Here is a 17409-nt window from a genome sequence, read left to right on the forward strand (position 1 = left end):
TGTCAAAGCATGGGTGAAGAAGCCACGAAGACGATCCGGACGCGCCTCCACATAGCGTCTGGTGAACGATCGTGGCTTCACAACGCCCGCCTCGCCTCACGCGAGATCTTCAACCAAACCATCCGCCTCAAACAACAAGGGTACAATCGCACCGAGATACAGAAGGGGGTTGACCGCAACGACTTCCTACGGAACAACAAGTGCGCGGTCGTCGGCAAAGCCCTCCAAACATGGGACTCCTACCAATCACTCAAAGACTGGTGGGAGAACCAAGACGACCCTGACGGAGGGAAGCCGACTCCGCCGAGTACGGACAAATCTGGTGCGTATCCACTTGTGATGGCGCACACGGAAGGCTACCGCCTCACCGTGGACGACGACACGAACCGCGTCCAGTTCCGCATCAGCCCGAAACCCTACAAGAACGTGAACGGACACCTGCGCGGCGAACCGGACGCAATGGACGAACTGCGAGACGCCCTCACGTCGGACGAGGTGGATGTTGGGCAGGCCGAACTCCTGTACCGCGATGGCGTGTATTACTTACACGTCACGGTTACACGCGTGTTCGACGTGCCCGAACCCGATACCGCCGATACGGTAGTCGGTGTGGACATCAACGAGCGCAACGTCGCACTCACCGCCTTCGACCGCGAGACGATGCGGACGAAGGGAACACTCGTCCTCGACTACGGATGGGTTAAGCAGGAACGCCAACGCTACCACACGATCACGAAACGCTGTCAGGAACACGGCAAGACAAGTATTCATCGGAAACTCGGTGACAAGGAGGAGCGGTTCACCGAGTGGGTGTTGCATCGGCTTTCCCGTGCTGTCGTGGAGCTCGCAGAGCAGTTCTCGAATCCGGTTATCGTGTTCGAGGATATGAGCGGTATCCGCGACGAAATCAAGTACGGAACATATATGAACCGCCGGTTGCACAAACTGCCGTTCCACAAGTTCGAGAAGTTTGTCTCGTACAAGGCGACGTGGCGAGAGATTCCTACGGATACGGTAGACGCGTACTACAACTCGAAGACGTGTTCGTGCTGTGGTGAACGTGGCAGTCGGCAGGGACGGCGGTTTCGGTGTACGAACGACGAGTGTGATGTAGCGCAAGACCACGCCGACCGGAATGCCTCAGTGAACATCGCGTGGCGCGAGAAGGCGAAGCTCGACGGTGACGAATCGAATTACCGGACTCACAAAACCCAACCGCAGGTTCGGTTGGTGCGTCTGTCCGGGTCGGGGCGTGTAAGCCGCCCAACCTCATCCCGCTCGCTTGCCGAGCAGGGAGTGTTAGCGCACGACTGAGGGAATTAGAAAAGCCTCGGGCGCGGTGGCCCGAGGCTGTTTACGTGAGTCCCACAATCATCAGCTGAGTCTCGTCGATCCTCCCCTGGAACAGCCTATCGGCTGTCGATTGGGCCAAAGGATATACCATGTGAGTCAGTATATTCAACTCCGACAGGACTACGACACCCGGTCAGGAACGTCTGCGCGGACGAGTGACAGGTTCGCTCCCGTTAGAATGAGAGTGGGCTTCGTCACTCAGGCACTTCTTGGAGGGTGTTCCCCTGTGGCCGGTGCTTTTGGAGGAGTACGGGCCACTACGCAGCAGACGTCTCCGGTAAGTGTCGTAGTTTTGAACCTGTTGGCATAATTTAACAGAGATCTGGTAAGAGTATCCTACTCTCGTCGAGGTCGTATCCTTCTGCAATGCTGACCTCCAGGAGGACCTCTACGAGGAACTCGAGGTCATGGATCTCCTGGTCGAGCTGGGCGCGTTCGAGTTCGCGAGCGAGGAGGGCATCGAGAAGATGCTGTTTGAGGATAGTGGCTTCTGCTGACCGAATCGCGTGAATCTCTTCGTCGGTTAACGCTGATTGAGTGGTATTGGGGAGCTTCCCATCAGGTCTGGGGACGAGGCCGGCTTGAATGTCAGTACGAACGCGTCGGTAGTGTTTGCAGCCACCTTCCGGTGGCTCATCGAGGCACGTACAGGTTCGTTGGAGTACGTCGACCTCGTAGATGCCCCCGGACGCCGATCGAACCTCGTAGATGCCACCCTGTCGGAGCAACGAGACGTCCATCTCTTGAGTCTGTGCCCGGCCCTCACGTCGGATTGCGGCGTTCTCAATAGACGGTGTCGATTCTTCTACTGGGTTGGAATCGGATGCTGCTGTTGCCATCGGGATATCGGTCTCCATGGGACGACGACACGTCGAGATGCTACACACGACTGGCAGGTGCCTCTAGTGTCGCCCCTCTACGCTCCGGGGGGAAAACAAAAATGGCGGGTAGAACCAGCCGGTTCGGCTGGAGGGGTGATTTGTCCTACGTTACAATCTCGGCTATATCGTTTGGATAGTTACGTAGGACAGTCGCCTACTGCGGCGAACGGACGGGTTTTCGGGGGGTTGTCGGGTTGATACCCCGAGTGCTATTTTACCGCATGGCGCGAATTAGAACGTGAGCGATACCAGAAAACACCCCCGCCAAGAATCCCTTCATGCCATACCTCGCCATGCGGCCGAACGGTGATCGGGTGCTCTCCTTAGACGTCGACGGCGACGACGACATTCTCTGTCCGCTGTGTGAAGAATCGCTGTTCCTCCGCCGATCGCATTACAACAATGGACGCTTCGTCTCGAAACACTTTGTCCACCACTCTGGGTCAGAGTGTCCGGGCGAGTCAAACCTCCACGCTAGATTCAAGACGATCGCGGCGATGAAACTCCGCGAGATTTTCGAGTCAGCAACCGTCAGTCACGAGTATACCATCCCGGGGACTGACCGAGTTGCGGATGTTGTCGCGACGTTTTCTGCGGAACTCTATCCGTTCGGGAAAGGCTTCATCGTCGAGATTCAGCACAAGCACGACGACAAGGAGATCGGCTCGCTCTCGTGGGACTACCTGGAAGCGGGATATTCGGTGTTCTGGGCGTATCAGTCTGACTTCGAGGGCCACGACATGAAGTTCGCCGAACATCGCGTGAAGAAACCGTGGCCCGATGCCGTCCCAATCGTCGAAGGTCTCGACGGCTACGCAGAGAGCGTGCGGCGGTTGATGAACCCGCCGGAACAGCCTGAGGTGAAGATGGAGATTCCGTTCCCAATGGAGTACCTGCGGGCCCACGCCCTCGAAGTGATCCCGCCGCTTCGGGGGTACTACAATAAGGGCGTCTCACCTGAGGGATGGAAGAAGGTTGACGCAATTTCCCTCCACGAAAAGGGGCGCGAACGGGCGTGGGTCAACGTTCTCCGCTCACCCGCGAACCACATCTTTCTCGAGTGGTGGAAGAAGGATACCGAGCAGGGCAATTCGGAGTACATGATCGTCCACATCGGGAGCGAGTTTCCCGAGAGATTTGAAGCGTTCATGGAAGAAACAAAGGAGTGGTTTGACTCGGGGAGTGCAGACCAACAGGTTGCACACTGGGTCGGTGGCGCATCGCTGAGTTTCCGAGGGACGGAGTTGTGTGAGAGCTGGATCTCTATCGCCAAAGTGCCATACGGTCCAGTGAAAATTGTGGTCGCTCGACGCGACAAGAAGGGAAACACGCGGACGTGGGCAGTGAATTACCGAAAGGGAGACCTCGGACGTCTGGCGGCGCTGCGCCACCCGATCCGACGGCTCTTCGGTGAACCCGAGAGGGATGCAAAGGCGGCGAAGCCGTCGTCGGATAGGAAGCGGTCAACGAGCAACCCGCCAGAGATGGTATGGGACTAGCGAGACGAACTGTTTTGACTACGTTACGAACATTCTGACCAGCCGCAGGCTCGGCAGGTTTTGCATCCCTCCGAGTAATACAGGGATATTGACCCACACTCTGGACACTCGGGAGATTCGCCGGCTTCGAGGAGTTCAGCAGTGCCATCTTCCTGCTTATCGTCTTCCCGGTCACTATCGTTATCGTTGGCGCCCGTATTCAAGTTCGCATCGTGATCAGCGACCGTGCCACCGTCGGCAGTGTGTGCGGCTGTGGCGTCTTCTTCGACTGCTTCCGCGAGGTTCTGCTGATGGGGGTAGTCGAGGTGGGGATCACCCTCAAGATAGCGCGCCATCGCGAGGCCGATGGCGTCCGGGATGGATTGCGTCTTGTCACCTTTATCCCACCCAACCTTCGGTGAGCGAATGCCTCGGAGTTCGCTGGCGATCTCCTCGGGATCAAAACCGGAACGGAGCCAGGTTGAGACAGTCTTCGCGAGTGCCTCGGTAAAGGAAGCGGTGAATCCGCCGGAGTTCCCGATATTCGCGAAGAGTTCGAACGGCCGGCCGTCGGCGTCCTCGTTGATAATGACGTAGAATTTGCCGTAGCCGGTCTGAACGCGCTGCGTGACGCCAGTGAGAACGTCTGGACATGGTTGCTTCACGGCCAGTTTTCAGGGGATTTGGAGTCGGTTTCGGTTGGTTCTGTGGTGTCAACCTGGTTGTGTTTCATGGGGTTGAGTTCTGTTTTGTTGTAGGTCGTCTGATGATGTTTCGCTGTGACGACGGTCGACATGTCTCACCGTTCACCTAGGCAAAGATAGGGGCAGAATGAGGTTAAGAACATACGGAGAAATCGCCGGATAGGGCGGTTCTATGTGCGTATCCCCACGGGATGTCGGGGGTGACAAACGAGAGTTAGAGCTCATCCCACGTGGGTGGCGCGGGCGACGAAGCAATCTCGTCGTCTGACTCATTCCCGAGGCCGTGGATGTACGCAAGCAGCTCTTCCGGTGGCGACATCGGTGAGACCGTCTCGGCATCGGCGGTGGACATGTTGTCTCCTTCGTGTTCGCCTTCCGACTCCTGTTCCTGGTCCTTTTCTCCGGGCGGGATCTCGCCGTTTTCCTCGTAGATGACGTCAATTTGCTCGGTGAAGTGGCGGACGATACCCGGCCGATCACGGTTCGCCCGCTCGTGTTCGAGGTATAGTTCAACGGTCGCGACCTCTTCCATCATCTCGATCGCGGGCGTGATGACCCGCGTGTTCCGTGTATCGAGGAGTTTCTCGGGCGGAAGCTGTTCGAGGAGCGATTCATCGCCACTCATGCTTGTCCTGGGAGTGTCGGTGGCTCGAAGCGGTTCCACTCGTCGAGATGGGAACAGATGTCTGCGACGACGTATTCAATGGCTTCTACCGTCGACGAGTCGAGAGGTGGTGTCTCGACGATTACAGCGAGCTCGAGGGCATCCTCGAATCGGATGTGAGGGTGTGCGTCGTAGAGTACTTTGACGACAGCCTTCGCAAGTGTGTCTCCATCGAGGGATCTGGGATCGTCGATAGCGTCTCGGGCGACGGCGGTGAGATGGTGCACACGGCGGGTGGCGGCGATACTGGCGTCGATGTCGCTGCTGGTGGAGATGCGCTGTGCGGTCGTGATAGTGTTCATCGGAATGAATCCCTCCACCGAAGCGGGGGACGACAAACGAGGAGTGGTGATCCGGCCCTACGTTACATTATTAGTACGAAGGTAGCGTAGGATGATACATGCCCGAACCTGACCCCGACGCTGGCGCTCCCGCCAGTCCTGAAGAGCGGGGCGAAGCAATGCCTACACCCCCGGAAGGGCTAGCAAAGCGCGTGTGGGAGCCCCTGCAGGTACAGACCGTGTACGATCTAGAGCGAGTCATCGACTACTGCGATGAACTCATCGAGCACAAGGAGCGACCGGTGTCTCCGGATGAGAAGGTCGGAGCGGGTGAGGTCGCAGTCGAGAAGCCACCGCAGAACCTATCCCGCGAAAAGCGGCGTGCAGCGAAAGAAGAGTTTGAGGAAATGAGTACGGAACAGCTAAAGGAACTGTCAGACGAGGAGTTAACTCGATATGGACACCTTCAGAAACGGAAGCTCCCGTGTGGGCCAGGATGCGATGGTTGCCCACATGGTCCGTATCGCTACACTGTCTATCGGGATCTTCGAGGAAAGGTGACCTCGAGGTATGCGGGGAAGGCTGATGGCGAGTAGCACGATCGCGTCGACGAGGCCACTTCTGAGGCTGTGAACATCTTGCTGAGCCCGTCGGATGTCGTCCTTTGACTCGCCTCGATGGTGTAGTCCCTTCGACGTGCTGAAAGGCTGGTACAAGAAGAAGCGTTGCGTAGCTATTACGCAACTCGGTTATTTTAACTTTCATCCGGTCTGATATACTACCACAAAACGGCAACTCGACATGATCGTCTTCAGTTCCTTGTTCAAAATCTGCCATGCCTGATGCAACTGATTCGGAACACTGTCCGAAGTGTTCATTCGACCAGCTAGAGGCATTATACCAGATCAACGTTGAAGCGAAGAAGTACGCTGAGTCGGCAAGCAATAATTACTCCGGGGGAGCTAAAGCGCGAGCGCGGCATCACAGTATTCGGAAAAAGGCACTGTATGCGTTCAAACAGTCAATTCTCGAATCGTTAGTTGAGCGAGACTGCGTCGATGAGGTTCGCCTTCACAAAATCGACAACAGAGAATACTACTGCCTGTATATTGGTGAGTTCTCGTTCCATTCTCCGGTCGATGACTGGAGCGATCCGCCAGCTGATGACTTGTCTGCATCTCCGACGGAGTTGGATTCATTTGAGTCCGCAGCCGGTAGTCGAAGTGACTCTCTTTCGGAGCGTGAAGCACTCACTCGTCTGAGCGATGTGTTTGGGACGCCAAACGACTATCTTTCAGCGCCGTTTGTTGAGTACCATCACCCCGAATTTGCTGGCTGGTCGTATCTCCCGGGAGCGATTGAAGAAGGTGACAAAGTTGACGGGCGTTTCGGTCGAGATACACAGAGTCCGTATGAAGAGTTTCTGTTTGTCGCTGGGGACGAATTTGACACGCAGAACGGACACTGCCGTATTCGTGACCGATACGAGGCGTGGCTGACACCACTCTGGGACCAATCTCCAATCACCCCAAGACCAGTCTACGACGTAGAACTTGATGGAGAGTTGCGAGAAGGCGTTCGACAGCGACGGCTTGTTGATGACTGGTATATTCTCGCTGAAACTCTGCATGACCCGCTTCCCGACGTAGAAGGGAGACAGGCGGAACTCGCAGGCAGCTCCTATGAACAACCCGTCGAGTTCGACCTCGGTGATATTGTCGAAATTGATCCTGACAGGGACGAAAGCGGGCCATATTACTGGAGGATTGTCCAAGCGTCCATCTCCTACAACTTGGTTCTCTGCAAGTTCGAGCCCGTTGGACCAACTGAACACTCCGAACCGTCACTTGCAGTCGAGGAGTTTGCTGATGACGTTGTCGCAGTCCATGATTCCCCACCAGCCTTGGAGTGACTCAGACAGACGCCCCGTTCGTATTCAGCCGTGGGTTGCAGTATCGACGATACGCCCGGAGTCACGAGACGCGGCGAGCCACCCATTTTGGTAGCCGATCCCCGCGAGGTCGTCGAAGGGGAATCGGATCGTTACGTGATCGGGTGTAATGTCGGGGAGTTGCACACGGAGCGAGTGTTCATCCTGGTCGGTGGCCTCGAGGTAGTCACTTCCAGCAAGCGCATATAGCTCCCAGACGATGTCCCGACCGTCCTTGGTCGTCTCGGGCCACTCCACATTAGAGAGCACCGTGCGGACGTCCTCGACCCACTGAGCGGTGTCCACATCGTCGTCGGTGATGGCGACATCGTAATCGTCGATGACGCGGTCGGGATCAAGCAGTCCGAATTTCGCAGAAAGGATCCACCAGCGAGCACAGAGTGTCTCAGCGAAATCGCGCTTGAGGCCGAAGTATGTCGAACGGTATTTTTCGCGAGCAGGAAGCAAGCCGTCGTGTTTCGCGTCGCCACACCCGACGAGGGCAGTTCGGCGAACGAGGAGATCACTTCGATCACTATCCTCACGGCCTCCACCGTCAGTCTGAATCGTCTCGATTGTGGTCTGTCTCGTTGGCATCTGTCGTCTCGGAGCGGCGTGAGTCACCCCCGCCACGAACCTGTGTGCATCAGTCGGTGCGATTTTGACACCCGCTGGGGATGAATCTACCTCCGCGGGACACTCAGCGTCATTAGTAATCGGGTGACTCTGATTGTACCTAGGATTCGCTTGATATGGGAGCCGGATTAATAGTGGACGTCGACTGGCGTCACGTAGAACGAGGTCTCGTCGTTCCCTGTATCATCGGTCGCAATCTCGTCGAGAAGTTGATCGAATTCGGCTTGGCTCCGAATCGCGGTTCCGTATTCGTTGTAGAGGTAGTAGACCGGGCCGGCGTATTCACCGACAGAGTACATCGCATACCGGACGTCGATTGAGTAGGAGTCGATGAACTCCTCTTCGCTTCGGGTTGGGCCGAGAGGGTTCCACGGTTCGACGTCGGCTTTAATACGGGGGCTTTCGAGGAGTTCCTTGTCGGTGTACTCTTCGAATCCCTTGCGGATGACGGCCATTCTTCGAGCGAGTTCGCGAGTGGTTGATACCCAGGCGCCCTCGAGAAGATCGTTCCCGATCTCGGAGTCGGCACGAGCGGAGCCCTCTTCACGGAAGATTTCAGGGAGTGACTCGCTCCAGCGACCACCATCGGTCATGAGTGTGCCGTAGTCGAACGTCGGGTAGAGCGGCGCGTCAACGCCCTCAAAGAGGCCGTGGGCGATGCCGGTCGCGTCTTCGGCGTCGTAGGCTTCGGAGACGACTCTGATGAGCATGTGCATAATGAATTTGGTCAGGGGTAGAGGGCGAATGCGGTATCGTCGGCGTCGATGCCGAATATCGCTCCAGGAGCGTTTCCTTCGGGATCAGTAGATGGATAGAGGATCGTCCCGGACTCGAGTTCGAGAACGACTGTCGATTGCCAATCATGGGCTTGCCAGCCTTCGCGTTCAAGTTCTTCGCTGGTCATTGCACGGACGGCAACAATACGCTGTCCGGCGATATTGTCGTCTGTGGTGGATTCCATTTTGAGTGGGCCTCCACCGCGTGGGGGCCCGACAAACGAGCACGAGTTAGTCCGCCGCGTCCTCGTTCTCGTTTTGCGAGTGCTGCACGGGAATCTCGAATATGATGTGACTCTCCGTATCCGTGGTGAGTTCGTCCACCTCGGTCCAGGTGTACCAGGCTTCTTCGAGGAGATCGGTTCGGTTGGGTGTCTCGGAGATGGCGTAGACCGAGGCGCTAATGCCTTCGGTGGCGAAGCGAATATCGACGGTGAGTTGGTCGGTGTCATCAGGTGAGACACCCATCTGACGGGTTTTGCTATCCGGGACATCGTCACTGCCGCTGTCCTGGTCGTCGAGATCGCCCCGGTAGCGGTGGGGGAGAACGTGGTCGGGGATATCGTTCTGCTCGATCACCGCGTCCTCCCGCTCATCGAGTGTCTCCGTCAGGTCCGTGAGCTTCTCCTCGGCTGTCTCGATTGCGGTCTTCTTCCGGGCGTAGGTCTCATCCATGAAGTGGTACTTCCGGGTGTCGTCGTAGAAACGGATGCCCTCCGACCGCTCCCGTCGCTTGGTCCCCAGTATACCGTAGCCCGCCAGATAGTCAGTCCGATACTCGGCATGGGTGTCACTCACGGTCTGCTCCCGGAGCCGAAAGCGCCCGATTGTTTCAGGCCAGTCGATATCTTCCTGCTCGGCCTGCTGTTCGGCCCGGTCGCGCTCCTCGGCCCGAACCTCCTTGATGTGCGGAACGAGTTCGTCGAGCGCGTCCTGGGCGCTCTCGTGGAACTGCCCGCTCCCGTCCCGCCGGGTCCCCACCGGGTCGACGTATTCGATGTCCCACTCACCGGCGCCGGATGAGACGTCGTCGTCCCGAAGCCACATTTCGGCCAAGTAGCCGTCCGGATGCTCAACGAGGATCGAGGGCTCTTGCTCGGCGTCCTCGTGCTCATCGACGATTGTCCAGTGTTCGGGAACGTCCAGAGAGTCAACGATCCCCTCCATGACCGTCTGTTCGGTCACACTCTCGACGCCCTCGAGCTCATCGACGTCGCCGCCGGCATCCTCGATTGCCTGGGCATTGACGTTGATGGGGAGACCGTGGCGGGTGATTCCACGGGCCTTTAATTTCGGTATCGTTGTCCGGATCGATTTGGCCGAAGCGTCCCCGATTCCCGGCCACTCCGATAGGTCCTCGGTGTTATCTTCGACTTTCAGGACGTGACTGGCACCCGAACCCATCTCTTTGATCGAGTTGGCGACGTTTCCAGTGACTTCGAAGGCTCGAGTGATCGTGGAGGGGGTCCATGAGCCGTTGGCCAGCGCATCGAGCGCACTCTCCCGAGTTCCACCATCGAGGTATTCCGGGTCCTCGGTCGCCTGGCTGCCGGTGAGATCCGTCTGCCCCTCGATCACCTCGGAAGCGAGGCTGGCCTGCTCGCCGGGGTTAGCAGGCGGGTCGCACACGTCGTTTCGGTTGTCGACGAACTCGTCACTCCTGTCCACGACCTCTCCAGTGGAGTTCGTCGAATTGTTGCTACTCGCGTCGGTCGGCGGTGGTGAGGGCATTCTGTGGGCCTCCGCCGTGCGGGGGCCGGACAAATCGAGCCCTACGCAACATACGGACACCGACAGTTCGCACCGTAACGTAGGACCGGGCGACCGTTACGGCCGCTCGTCCACGACCTCGTCCCAGAGCCCTTCGTGGTATTCGACGTAGTTGCGCTCGGTCTGTGTCCGATATGCGAAAGTGCGCCCGTCTTCGTAGGTGACGATGATGGCCTGCTCGATGGGATAGGGGCCATCTTCGTCCTCGTAGTCCACTAGTTCTGCCCACTCATCGGGTGACCCAAGCGGATCGGGATCGCTGAGATCCCCTCCGTTGGCAGCCCAGATCGGGTCGTCCGGTTCTTTGACGGCGGGCTCGAGGCGTTCGATTGGCGTCTTCCCCTCGGCGGGCCACACTCCACGTTCCTCCCAGAATGCTCGCATCTCACGGAGGCTTCGACGGACGGTCTCGCGGATGGTGAGGAAGTCAGCGTCTTGCCACCCGTCGCGTGACCAGGATTCGCCTTTGTAGGCGATACCCTGCGGGCCGTTCCAATCGAGACCGATGATGTCCGCAGGCGGGTCCCCTGTGAGATTCGGTTGGGTGAGCTCCTGGATGACGCGCCATTGCTTCGTCGGGCTGGCTCCAAGGAGATGCACACGGTGACCGCGCCAGTTGGCGATATCCGAGAAGTGCCACGCTTTGATGTTTGAACGCCCCATCGCGTATCCGAGGACGAGCGATTCCCCGGGGATATCAGCGTTGGCGACGATATCGATGGCCTCGCGACACTTCGGGACGATGATGATGGTCGCGTCTGGGTAGTCGGATTTGAGTTCGCGGGCGGCGTCGACAAACGTGTGTGCTTCCTCAGGAGGGTCGTGTCAAGTTAAGCGTGAAGAGTGAGGCGTGCTGATTTCTGAGTGTCTATGCCCGAAATCACACGCCTCAGCGATGGTAGCGACTGGATCGAATTAGATTTTGTGGAGCGCCAGCGGACACCCGAGTTCGCGATGCGGCTCGGTATTCAGATGCACGTGGCAGGACTATCACTTTCAAATACCATCTCAATTCTTGATAGGTTGGGTGTCGAACGCTCTCGAACAGCCGTCCACAACTGGGTGCACAAGGCCGATCTACAGCCCGATGGCGGGGCGAGCCCGAATCACGTTGCGCTCGACGAAACCGTGATTCGAATCAACGATCAACAATACTGGCTGTATGCCGCCATCGATCCTGAAACGAACACATTCCTCCATATTCGGCTCTTTAGCACGTATACGACCGGTCTCACCGAAATCTTCCTGAGCGAATTACGCGAGAAACACGATGTCGAAACCGCCGTGTTTCTCGTCGACGATGCTCAGTGGCTCAAAACCGCCCTCGACCGACACGGCCTCGATTGCAGATATGAACGCCATGGCAATCGGAATGCCGTCGAACGTATATTTAGAGAAGTAAAACGACGAACTTCTTCGTTTTCAAATACGTTCAGTCACGTGGAGCCAACGACAGCAGAATCGTGGCTCCAAGCCCTCGCTGTCTGGTGGAATCGATGCCAAAGTTAACGCGACCCTCAGGAGTGCGGGCATCGCCAACGACACCGATTTCGGGCTCAACCTCACGGAAGCGGGTGAGATACCGATCGAGGTCGGGCCGATTGAAATCGTTGTCGAGCATGAGGATCGGGACGTCAACGTTGCGGAGATGGCTATCCTGAATCCGACAGTCCTCGCGAGCGCCGGTAACGAATCCGAGGGCGTATGCCTCAGTCGCAAACGGGGCTCGATGAAGGAACCCGATGTACTCGGCACGACGAGCGACTTCGATAGGAAGCGCGTCCTCTTCGCGTTCTCGTTCGGTGTTGCTGTCGGCCTCGATCTCGGACCGGTGGTCGGAATGCTCGCCTCCCGATGCCTGGTGTCTGTCCTCGAGTGTGTCAAGAGTCGCCGGCGAGAGGTACGTGGAGAGGTCGAGTTGGCCGTGGCCGATGCTCTCGGCTGAACTGGTATTGGAACTCACCATAGGAAGTGGCCGTCAGGATGGTCAGCTGGCGGCGCACGGCTCCGCCGCCGACAAAACTGGCGGACGAAACCTCGCCTACGCGGAAGACACAGAAGGGGAGCTCGACGACGATGATGCTCGTTCGGATGGCTCCACGGATGGGTCACGAAGATGGTCGTAGTCTATCTCGAGGCCAGCGATTCCCTCGACTGCGGCGGTCGCGACGTTTCCGGTGAGGCAGTTCTCGACAGTCGCGTAGCCGTGGAGCCGAGCCCACTCACAGGCGTCGGCGATGAGTCCCCGGAGAACGTTCACCGGGTAGGCGAAGGCGTCGGTCTGGGCGCCCGCTGTGGACAGCGTGACGGCTTCGGTGTTGTCCCGAGGGTTCTGCTCCTCGGAGTGGTCTCGAAGGCAGAGCGCGGCAACCAAGGCGTCTTCTGGAGTTCGGTAGGCGAAGCACGCGACGAGCGGTGCGGTGTCGTCAGGTTCGCCACAGTCGTACTCATCGAGGAACGCCTGGGCGTCGGTGGTGAGGGTGGTTTCTCGACGAGCCGGGTGCTCCTCGCGGGTCTGGACAAGTTCACCCTGGGCGACCGTGCGGGGAGAGGCACATGCGGGTCTGACTGGTGTGTTCTGGTCGGTGAGGCGGGCCTGATCGGGACTGACGCGACCGGCGGGCCGTCGGGCCTCGATCGAATGACTGGCGAGGACGTATCTGTAGCGACACTTCCGGTACGTTCCACCCCCGGCGCGGCCCTCACGAGAGTGCCATTCACTCCGGTCAGCTATCGTCGTCCCGAGGAGCTCGAACCCAGCGGCCTGATACATGGTTCCCTCGTTGCCGTTCTGGACACCGGCGTACGTGAGCAGGCGATCGTATCCTTCGAGGCGACTCCACGCACAGCAGCGTGAGAGGAGCCACGATCCGGTATTCGCGGGCCGGTCGGGATGGGCAGCGAAGCGATACAGTTCGACCGTCCGACCGTCGGCGTTGTGTCGCCCCCGCGGGCGTCCGAGGACCGCCATCGCAACCTCTCGGTCCTGGTAGGTGGCAGTGAGTGCGATTCGGAAGGGCGTGGTCACTGGGTCGTGCTGATACGCGACGTCGGGGTGCTTCAGGAAGCCGTTGACACGCTCACGGACTCTGGACCCACGCTCAGCGCGGAGCGATAGGTGCCCCGTTGACGACGCACCACCGGGCGAGACGAGACGGGGGTCACAGTCGCGGTATGTCCGATAGGCGTGGTAGGCGGCAAGGGAGTCGAATTCCGTCTCGAGTATGACGATCTCCCCGGAGTCGATCATCGCATCAGTCTCGTCTTGATTGGGGAGGCGACCGATACTAAGTGGGCCCCCTGGCGGGACGTACCAGTTGAAGGATCCGATGGAGTCATCCCCAGTGCATCGCCCGATAGCGTTGAGGTAGGGGAACGCGATGATGTCGCCGGCGCGAAGCGGCCGTATCACTCTGGACCAGGGGTGGTGACGAGTACTCACGGGAAAGGAGAGGCGTTAGGCGGATGCCCAGCCAAAGAACAGGTACGTGTCTTCTTCGACGTGAATACATCCAGCAGGGCCCCACTTGCTGTCGATTCGAGAGTCCTGTTCGTCGATAAGCTGGCTGGCGTACTCGGCGGGGTCGGTGTCGCCTACTTCGTCGTCGGGAATACGGGTGAACGAGGTTTTCTCCGCGATGGTCCCGGTGTATCCACCTTGGCCGTAGTGGTACTGGGCGTCCTCGACGGCGTCGCTAAACGCGCACAAAAAATCATCGGGACACTACAAAATGACCGCGGAATGTTCGTCCACGAAACCCTCTTGTCACTACTGGCGACGTGGAGCCAGCAGTGGTACAATCCCTACGAGGAACTCAAGCAGGTTGTACGAGACAATGAGATGATTTCACGGGCTCGCACTGTACCTGCTGTCGAATCCGACAGCTAAACAAATACTCTATACCTATGGCAGAATATCTAAGTGGTATGACTGAACAGGAGCGTGCTGTTTCTCCAGTTATTTCAACCGTTCTTATGGTTGCTATCGTTGTAATAATTGCAGCGACAATTTCGGTGTTCGTGCTAGGATTTGCGGAAGACATTCAAGATCCTGGCCCGGTTGTGGCTGAATCCACGGGTGAGTTTGTTGCTGGCAGCGCCGGTGATGAACAAGTGGTTCGAATTACTCACCTGGCGGGTGATACAGTAAATATTGAAAATATAGAGATAGTTGTCAAAGCACCCGACTGTGGCAAACAAGCGCGGTTAGTTGATCTGCCAGGTGATGGATACTTTGATTACACCTTATCTGATGAAAATATACAGGGAAATAAAAATCTCATCAGTCAGGGATTTGCTGCTGAGAACGATGGTCCAATTTATATCGAAGAAGATAACAAGTGGACAGCGGGCGAAACGATTTCGTTTCGGATTGCTGTCGGGGGATGTGACTTCAGAAAGCCTGAGAACTCTGAGTTAGACGTTCTAGTAATACATACACAATCGAATAAAATATTGATTGAGGAGCACTTTCTTGTTTGATTAACCGAGTTTCTGTATAGGTTCATTATACTGAGTGACCCGAAGGGATGGAAGAATAGGTATGTGAAGCCCTCTATGACACCCTATCAACCACTTAGCGCATATCGATACTATTTATACCTATAAACAAGTAGAAAAACCCATTCAATGGCTCGGGATTCGGCGGAGCAGGCTGCTATTATCGATGACTTAGCGACAACAAAAAAAGAATATGAGACAATGTTCGATGCGGTCTCCGAAGCCATTTTTTTGCTAGATGTCGGAGAAGATGAAACCATCCGGTTTCAACGATTTAATCAACGCGAAGAGGAGTTCACCGGGAAATCAACCGAAGAAGTTCGCGGCAAAACTCCTATCGAGGTGTTTGGTGAGGATCTCGGCAAACGTCTACGAAACAACTATCGGCGATGTATCGAACAAAAGGAGACAGTCACATACGAAGAGACAATTCAAATTGATGTGGAACCGACAGTCTGGCAGACAACGCTCACTCCAATTGTTAAAAATGGCCAGGTTCAGCGCATCGTTGGGAGTGGTCGAGAAATCACCGAACTGCGGAACTCAAAACAGGAACTTGACCGCCGACTCTCGTTCCTTGAGAATATCTCCGAAGTCATCGCAGTACTCGATGAAACCGGGATCGTCCAGTATCAGAATCATTGTCGGGAACATCTCCCCGGGCAAGACGTCTTCGATCTAACCGGGTCGGAGCCCTCTGAGTATATTCATCCCGATGATCGCGAGAAGGCGATGGAAACGTTTAGCTCAGTGCTCGAAAGCCCTGGTAAGACTGCACATAACGAACTCCGCATCGAGCAGAGCAACGGCGAGTTTGAGTGGTACGAACAACGAGTTGTCAACCTCGTAGACGATCCAGCAGTCCAAGGGGTGCTTGTCAGCAGTCGAAACATCTCTGATCGAAAAGCCAAACAAGCCAAACTCGAAGGGATCTTCGAGGCTGCTCGAGATGTTTCATTCGTGATCGCGAAACCAACAGCAGACGGGACGGACGCTCGTATTCAAGAATTTAGCCCCGGTGCTGAACGGCTATTTGGATACAATCGTAAGGAAGCTATCGGTGAATCAATCGGGCTGCTTCACCAGCAGCACGAGATTGAGCAGATCCCAGAAATTACGTACCTCATCGAATCAGGCGAGTCTTGGTATGACGAAGTTGAACACGTACGGAAAGATGGATCGGCGTTTGCTGCCTTGCTATCTGTTCACCCAATCAAACTTAATGGACAAACCTGTTTTTTGGGCGTGTCTATCGATATCTCTGAGCGAAAAGAACGTGAACGCGCGTTGAAGGAATTACACGGCTCGACCCGAGATCTGATGACCGCGACTACCACTGAGGAAGTGGCGAAGATCGGGTCCGAAGCCGCTGCACAAGTGCTTAATCAGGTTATAAATGGCATCCACCTCTATGAACCGGATGAGGATGCGCTTGTGCCCGTGGCTTGGACAGATAATTCAGAAGAATTACTTGGCGAGGCACCACCGACACTGTGCATTACAAATAGTTTGGCAGGTCAAGTCTATCGAACCGGTGTTTCTGAGTATTACCCTGATCTCACGAATGAATCAAGGCGGTTTGCAACTGACACACCGTTCGGTAGCGAACTCGTTCTTCCACTTGATGATCATGGAGTCTTTATTCTCAGCTCGACGACTACTGAGGCATTCAGTCAGATTGATAAAACACTCGCACAAGTACTGGCTACCAATATCAAAACGGCACTTGACCGCGTTGAGCAGCGACAAGAAATTGAACGCCAGAACGAACGACTCAACGAATTCGCGAGTGTACTCTCGCATGATCTCCGGAACCCACTAAATGTGGCTTCAGGGCGATTAGAACTCGCCCAGTCGGAGTCCGATAGTACGCATCTTGATGCAGTTAGCCAGGCACATACTCGAATGGAGACGTTAATCGACGATCTGTTGACTCTTGCTCGGGAGGGGAACAGCGTAGGCGAGCTAGAGTCAGTTAGACTAGACTCATTAGCTGAGGGATGCTGGCGGAATGTCGACACAGAGGAAGCGACGATCCAAATCGAGGCCGACCGGATGATCCGAGCTGACCGAAGCCGTCTCCAACAACTGCTTGAGAATCTCTTTCGGAACACTGTCGAACATAGCAGTTCAAATGTGAGTATTACAGTCGGCGTGTCAGATAGAGGGTTTTATATAGAAGATGATGGGCCAGGGATTCCTCCAGAGGAGCGTGACAGGGTGTTTGATATCGGGTACTCGACAGCGGACGAAGGAACTGGATTTGGACTCGCGATCGTCAGACGAATCGCTGAGGCTCACGGGTGGAACGTTTCTGTCGTTGAGGGAAGTACTGGTGGTGCTAGGTTCGAGATTGCGGGTGTCGACACCGTCAGTGGGTGAATGCCTCTATTTTGTGTATTTGTTCAGGATTCGGGCAAGTGTACTCGTATATTG

At 56.5% G+C, this 17409-nt stretch carries 17 protein-coding genes and 3 pseudogenes; 9 read left to right on the forward strand and 11 right to left on the reverse strand.

What is annotated here, in order from left to right; genetic code table 11:
- Window positions 1-9 precede the first annotated feature (9 nt).
- Window positions 10-1314 carry an RNA-guided endonuclease TnpB family protein gene (locus DQW50_RS02080; RefSeq protein ID WP_112077662.1) on the forward strand — a complete coding sequence of 435 codons (1305 nt, stop codon included), beginning with the start codon at window positions 10-12 and terminating at the stop codon, window positions 1312-1314.
- Window positions 1315-1664: 350 nt separating this feature from the next.
- On the opposite strand, the gene DQW50_RS02085 is transcribed toward DQW50_RS02080, so the two are convergent.
- A complete protein-coding gene (locus DQW50_RS02085; RefSeq protein ID WP_127341293.1) occupies window positions 1665-2210 on the reverse strand; it encodes a hypothetical protein in 546 nt (181 codons plus the stop codon).
- A gap of 302 nt (window positions 2211-2512) precedes the next feature.
- Here DQW50_RS02085 and DQW50_RS02090 point away from each other — a divergent pair, with 302 nt between their 5' ends.
- Window positions 2513-3733 carry a hypothetical protein gene (locus DQW50_RS02090; RefSeq protein WP_112077664.1) on the forward strand — a complete coding sequence of 407 codons (1221 nt, stop codon included), beginning with the start codon at window positions 2513-2515 and terminating at the stop codon, window positions 3731-3733.
- A 23-nt stretch (window positions 3734-3756) separates the two neighbouring features.
- Here DQW50_RS02090 and DQW50_RS02095 read toward each other — a convergent pair.
- From DQW50_RS02095 to DQW50_RS02105, 3 genes and pseudogenes are all read right to left on the reverse strand, one after another.
- A pseudogene (locus tag DQW50_RS02095) lies at window positions 3757-4374 on the reverse strand (ribonucleoside-diphosphate reductase, adenosylcobalamin-dependent); the annotation flags it as partial.
- Between the two features lie 256 nt (window positions 4375-4630).
- Entirely contained in the window at window positions 4631-5041 is a 411-nt protein-coding gene (locus tag DQW50_RS02100) for a hypothetical protein (RefSeq protein WP_112077665.1), read from the reverse strand.
- Window positions 5038-5382 (reverse strand): hypothetical protein, encoded by a 345-nt coding sequence (locus DQW50_RS02105; RefSeq protein WP_112077666.1) that lies wholly within the window; start codon window positions 5380-5382, stop codon window positions 5038-5040. The genes DQW50_RS02100 and DQW50_RS02105 overlap by 4 nt, the downstream gene beginning before the upstream one ends.
- Window positions 5383-5480: 98 nt before the next feature.
- On the opposite strand from DQW50_RS02105, the gene DQW50_RS17545 reads away from it, so the two are divergent.
- Complete coding sequence (locus DQW50_RS17545; protein ID WP_127341294.1) at window positions 5481-5957, forward strand: hypothetical protein; 477 nt, start codon at window positions 5481-5483, stop codon at window positions 5955-5957.
- Window positions 5958-6196: 239 nt separating this feature from the next.
- Entirely contained in the window at window positions 6197-7273 is a 1077-nt protein-coding gene (locus DQW50_RS17550; protein WP_127341295.1) for a hypothetical protein, read from the forward strand.
- Window positions 7274-7297: 24 nt separating this feature from the next.
- On the opposite strand, the gene DQW50_RS02115 is transcribed toward DQW50_RS17550, so the two are convergent.
- From DQW50_RS02115 to DQW50_RS02135, 5 genes and pseudogenes are all read right to left on the reverse strand, one after another.
- Window positions 7298-7888 (reverse strand): DUF6884 domain-containing protein, encoded by a 591-nt coding sequence (locus DQW50_RS02115; RefSeq protein WP_112077668.1) that lies wholly within the window; start codon window positions 7886-7888, stop codon window positions 7298-7300.
- Window positions 7889-8055: 167 nt separating this feature from the next.
- Entirely contained in the window at window positions 8056-8643 is a 588-nt protein-coding gene (locus DQW50_RS02120; RefSeq protein WP_112077669.1) for a hypothetical protein, read from the reverse strand.
- Between the two features lie 11 nt (window positions 8644-8654).
- Window positions 8655-8888 carry a hypothetical protein gene (locus DQW50_RS02125; protein WP_112077670.1) on the reverse strand — a complete coding sequence of 78 codons (234 nt, stop codon included), beginning with the start codon at window positions 8886-8888 and terminating at the stop codon, window positions 8655-8657.
- Window positions 8889-8934: 46 nt separating this feature from the next.
- Window positions 8935-10434 (reverse strand): hypothetical protein, encoded by a 1500-nt coding sequence (locus DQW50_RS02130; RefSeq protein WP_112077671.1) that lies wholly within the window; start codon window positions 10432-10434, stop codon window positions 8935-8937.
- Between the two features lie 96 nt (window positions 10435-10530).
- Window positions 10531-11277: pseudogene (locus tag DQW50_RS02135) on the reverse strand (DUF6610 family protein); the annotation flags it as partial.
- Between the two features lie 66 nt (window positions 11278-11343).
- Between DQW50_RS02135 and DQW50_RS02140 the strand changes: the two are divergent.
- The gene (locus tag DQW50_RS02140; protein ID WP_112077673.1) at window positions 11344-11982 is read left to right on the forward strand and encodes an IS6 family transposase; all 639 of its coding nucleotides are present in this window, start codon (window positions 11344-11346) and stop codon (window positions 11980-11982) included.
- On the opposite strand, the gene DQW50_RS18775 is transcribed toward DQW50_RS02140, so the two are convergent.
- Window positions 11906-12295: a DUF6610 family protein gene (locus DQW50_RS18775; protein WP_394338563.1), complete on the reverse strand. Its 390-nt coding sequence runs from the start codon at window positions 12293-12295 to the stop codon at window positions 11906-11908. The two genes, DQW50_RS02140 and DQW50_RS18775, sit on opposite strands and share 77 nt — an antisense overlap.
- Between DQW50_RS18775 and DQW50_RS02145 the strand changes: the two genes are divergently transcribed.
- On the forward strand, window positions 12203-12418 hold the full coding sequence (locus tag DQW50_RS02145; protein ID WP_127341297.1) for a hypothetical protein: 216 nt from the start codon (window positions 12203-12205) through the stop codon (window positions 12416-12418). The two genes, DQW50_RS18775 and DQW50_RS02145, sit on opposite strands and share 93 nt — an antisense overlap.
- 96 nt (window positions 12419-12514) lie before the next feature.
- Here DQW50_RS02145 and DQW50_RS02150 read toward each other — a convergent pair whose 3' ends face one another.
- On the reverse strand, window positions 12515-13723 hold the full coding sequence (locus tag DQW50_RS02150) for an XF1762 family protein (RefSeq protein WP_127341298.1): 1209 nt from the start codon (window positions 13721-13723) through the stop codon (window positions 12515-12517).
- A gap of 456 nt (window positions 13724-14179) precedes the next feature.
- On the opposite strand from DQW50_RS02150, the pseudogene DQW50_RS02155 reads away from it, so the two are divergent.
- The 3 genes and pseudogenes from DQW50_RS02155 to DQW50_RS02165 all read left to right on the forward strand — a co-directional run.
- Window positions 14180-14362, forward strand: a pseudogene (locus tag DQW50_RS02155) (IS66 family transposase); the annotation flags it as partial.
- A gap of 38 nt (window positions 14363-14400) precedes the next feature.
- Window positions 14401-14955 carry a type IV pilin gene (locus DQW50_RS02160; RefSeq protein WP_112077676.1) on the forward strand — a complete coding sequence of 185 codons (555 nt, stop codon included), beginning with the start codon at window positions 14401-14403 and terminating at the stop codon, window positions 14953-14955.
- 147 nt (window positions 14956-15102) lie between these two features.
- Complete coding sequence (locus DQW50_RS02165) at window positions 15103-17355, forward strand: PAS domain S-box protein (RefSeq protein ID WP_112077677.1); 2253 nt, start codon at window positions 15103-15105, stop codon at window positions 17353-17355.
- Window positions 17356-17409 lie beyond the last annotated feature (54 nt).

The sequence above is a fragment of the Halorubrum sp. 48-1-W genome, assembly GCF_003287355.1.
Classification (GTDB): Archaea; Halobacteriota; Halobacteria; order Halobacteriales; family Haloferacaceae; genus Halorubrum.

Coding starts and splice junctions, on each gene's coding strand:
- DQW50_RS02090 (WP_112077664.1), top strand. CDS start 2,513: ATGCCATACCTCGCCATGCGGCCGAACGGTGATCGGGTGCTCTCCTTA.
- DQW50_RS17550 (WP_127341295.1), top strand. CDS start 6,197: ATGCCTGATGCAACTGATTCGGAACACTGTCCGAAGTGTTCATTCGAC.
- DQW50_RS02145 (WP_127341297.1), top strand. CDS start 12,203: ATGAAGGAACCCGATGTACTCGGCACGACGAGCGACTTCGATAGGAAG.
- DQW50_RS02130 (WP_112077671.1), bottom strand. CDS start 10,434: ATGCCCTCACCACCGCCGACCGACGCGAGTAGCAACAATTCGACGAAC.
- DQW50_RS02115 (WP_112077668.1), bottom strand. CDS start 7,888: ATGCCAACGAGACAGACCACAATCGAGACGATTCAGACTGACGGTGGA.
- DQW50_RS02125 (WP_112077670.1), bottom strand. CDS start 8,888: ATGGAATCCACCACAGACGACAATATCGCCGGACAGCGTATTGTTGCC.
- DQW50_RS02080 (WP_112077662.1), top strand. CDS start 10: ATGGGTGAAGAAGCCACGAAGACGATCCGGACGCGCCTCCACATAGCG.
- DQW50_RS02085 (WP_127341293.1), bottom strand. CDS start 2,210: ATGGAGACCGATATCCCGATGGCAACAGCAGCATCCGATTCCAACCCA.
- DQW50_RS02120 (WP_112077669.1), bottom strand. CDS start 8,643: ATGCACATGCTCATCAGAGTCGTCTCCGAAGCCTACGACGCCGAAGAC.
- DQW50_RS02150 (WP_127341298.1), bottom strand. CDS start 13,723: ATGATCGACTCCGGGGAGATCGTCATACTCGAGACGGAATTCGACTCC.
- DQW50_RS02105 (WP_112077666.1), bottom strand. CDS start 5,382: ATGAACACTATCACGACCGCACAGCGCATCTCCACCAGCAGCGACATC.
- DQW50_RS02160 (WP_112077676.1), top strand. CDS start 14,401: ATGACTGAACAGGAGCGTGCTGTTTCTCCAGTTATTTCAACCGTTCTT.
- DQW50_RS02165 (WP_112077677.1), top strand. CDS start 15,103: ATGGCTCGGGATTCGGCGGAGCAGGCTGCTATTATCGATGACTTAGCG.
- DQW50_RS02100 (WP_112077665.1), bottom strand. CDS start 5,041: ATGAGTGGCGATGAATCGCTCCTCGAACAGCTTCCGCCCGAGAAACTC.
- DQW50_RS02140 (WP_112077673.1), top strand. CDS start 11,344: ATGCCCGAAATCACACGCCTCAGCGATGGTAGCGACTGGATCGAATTA.
- DQW50_RS17545 (WP_127341294.1), top strand. CDS start 5,481: ATGCCCGAACCTGACCCCGACGCTGGCGCTCCCGCCAGTCCTGAAGAG.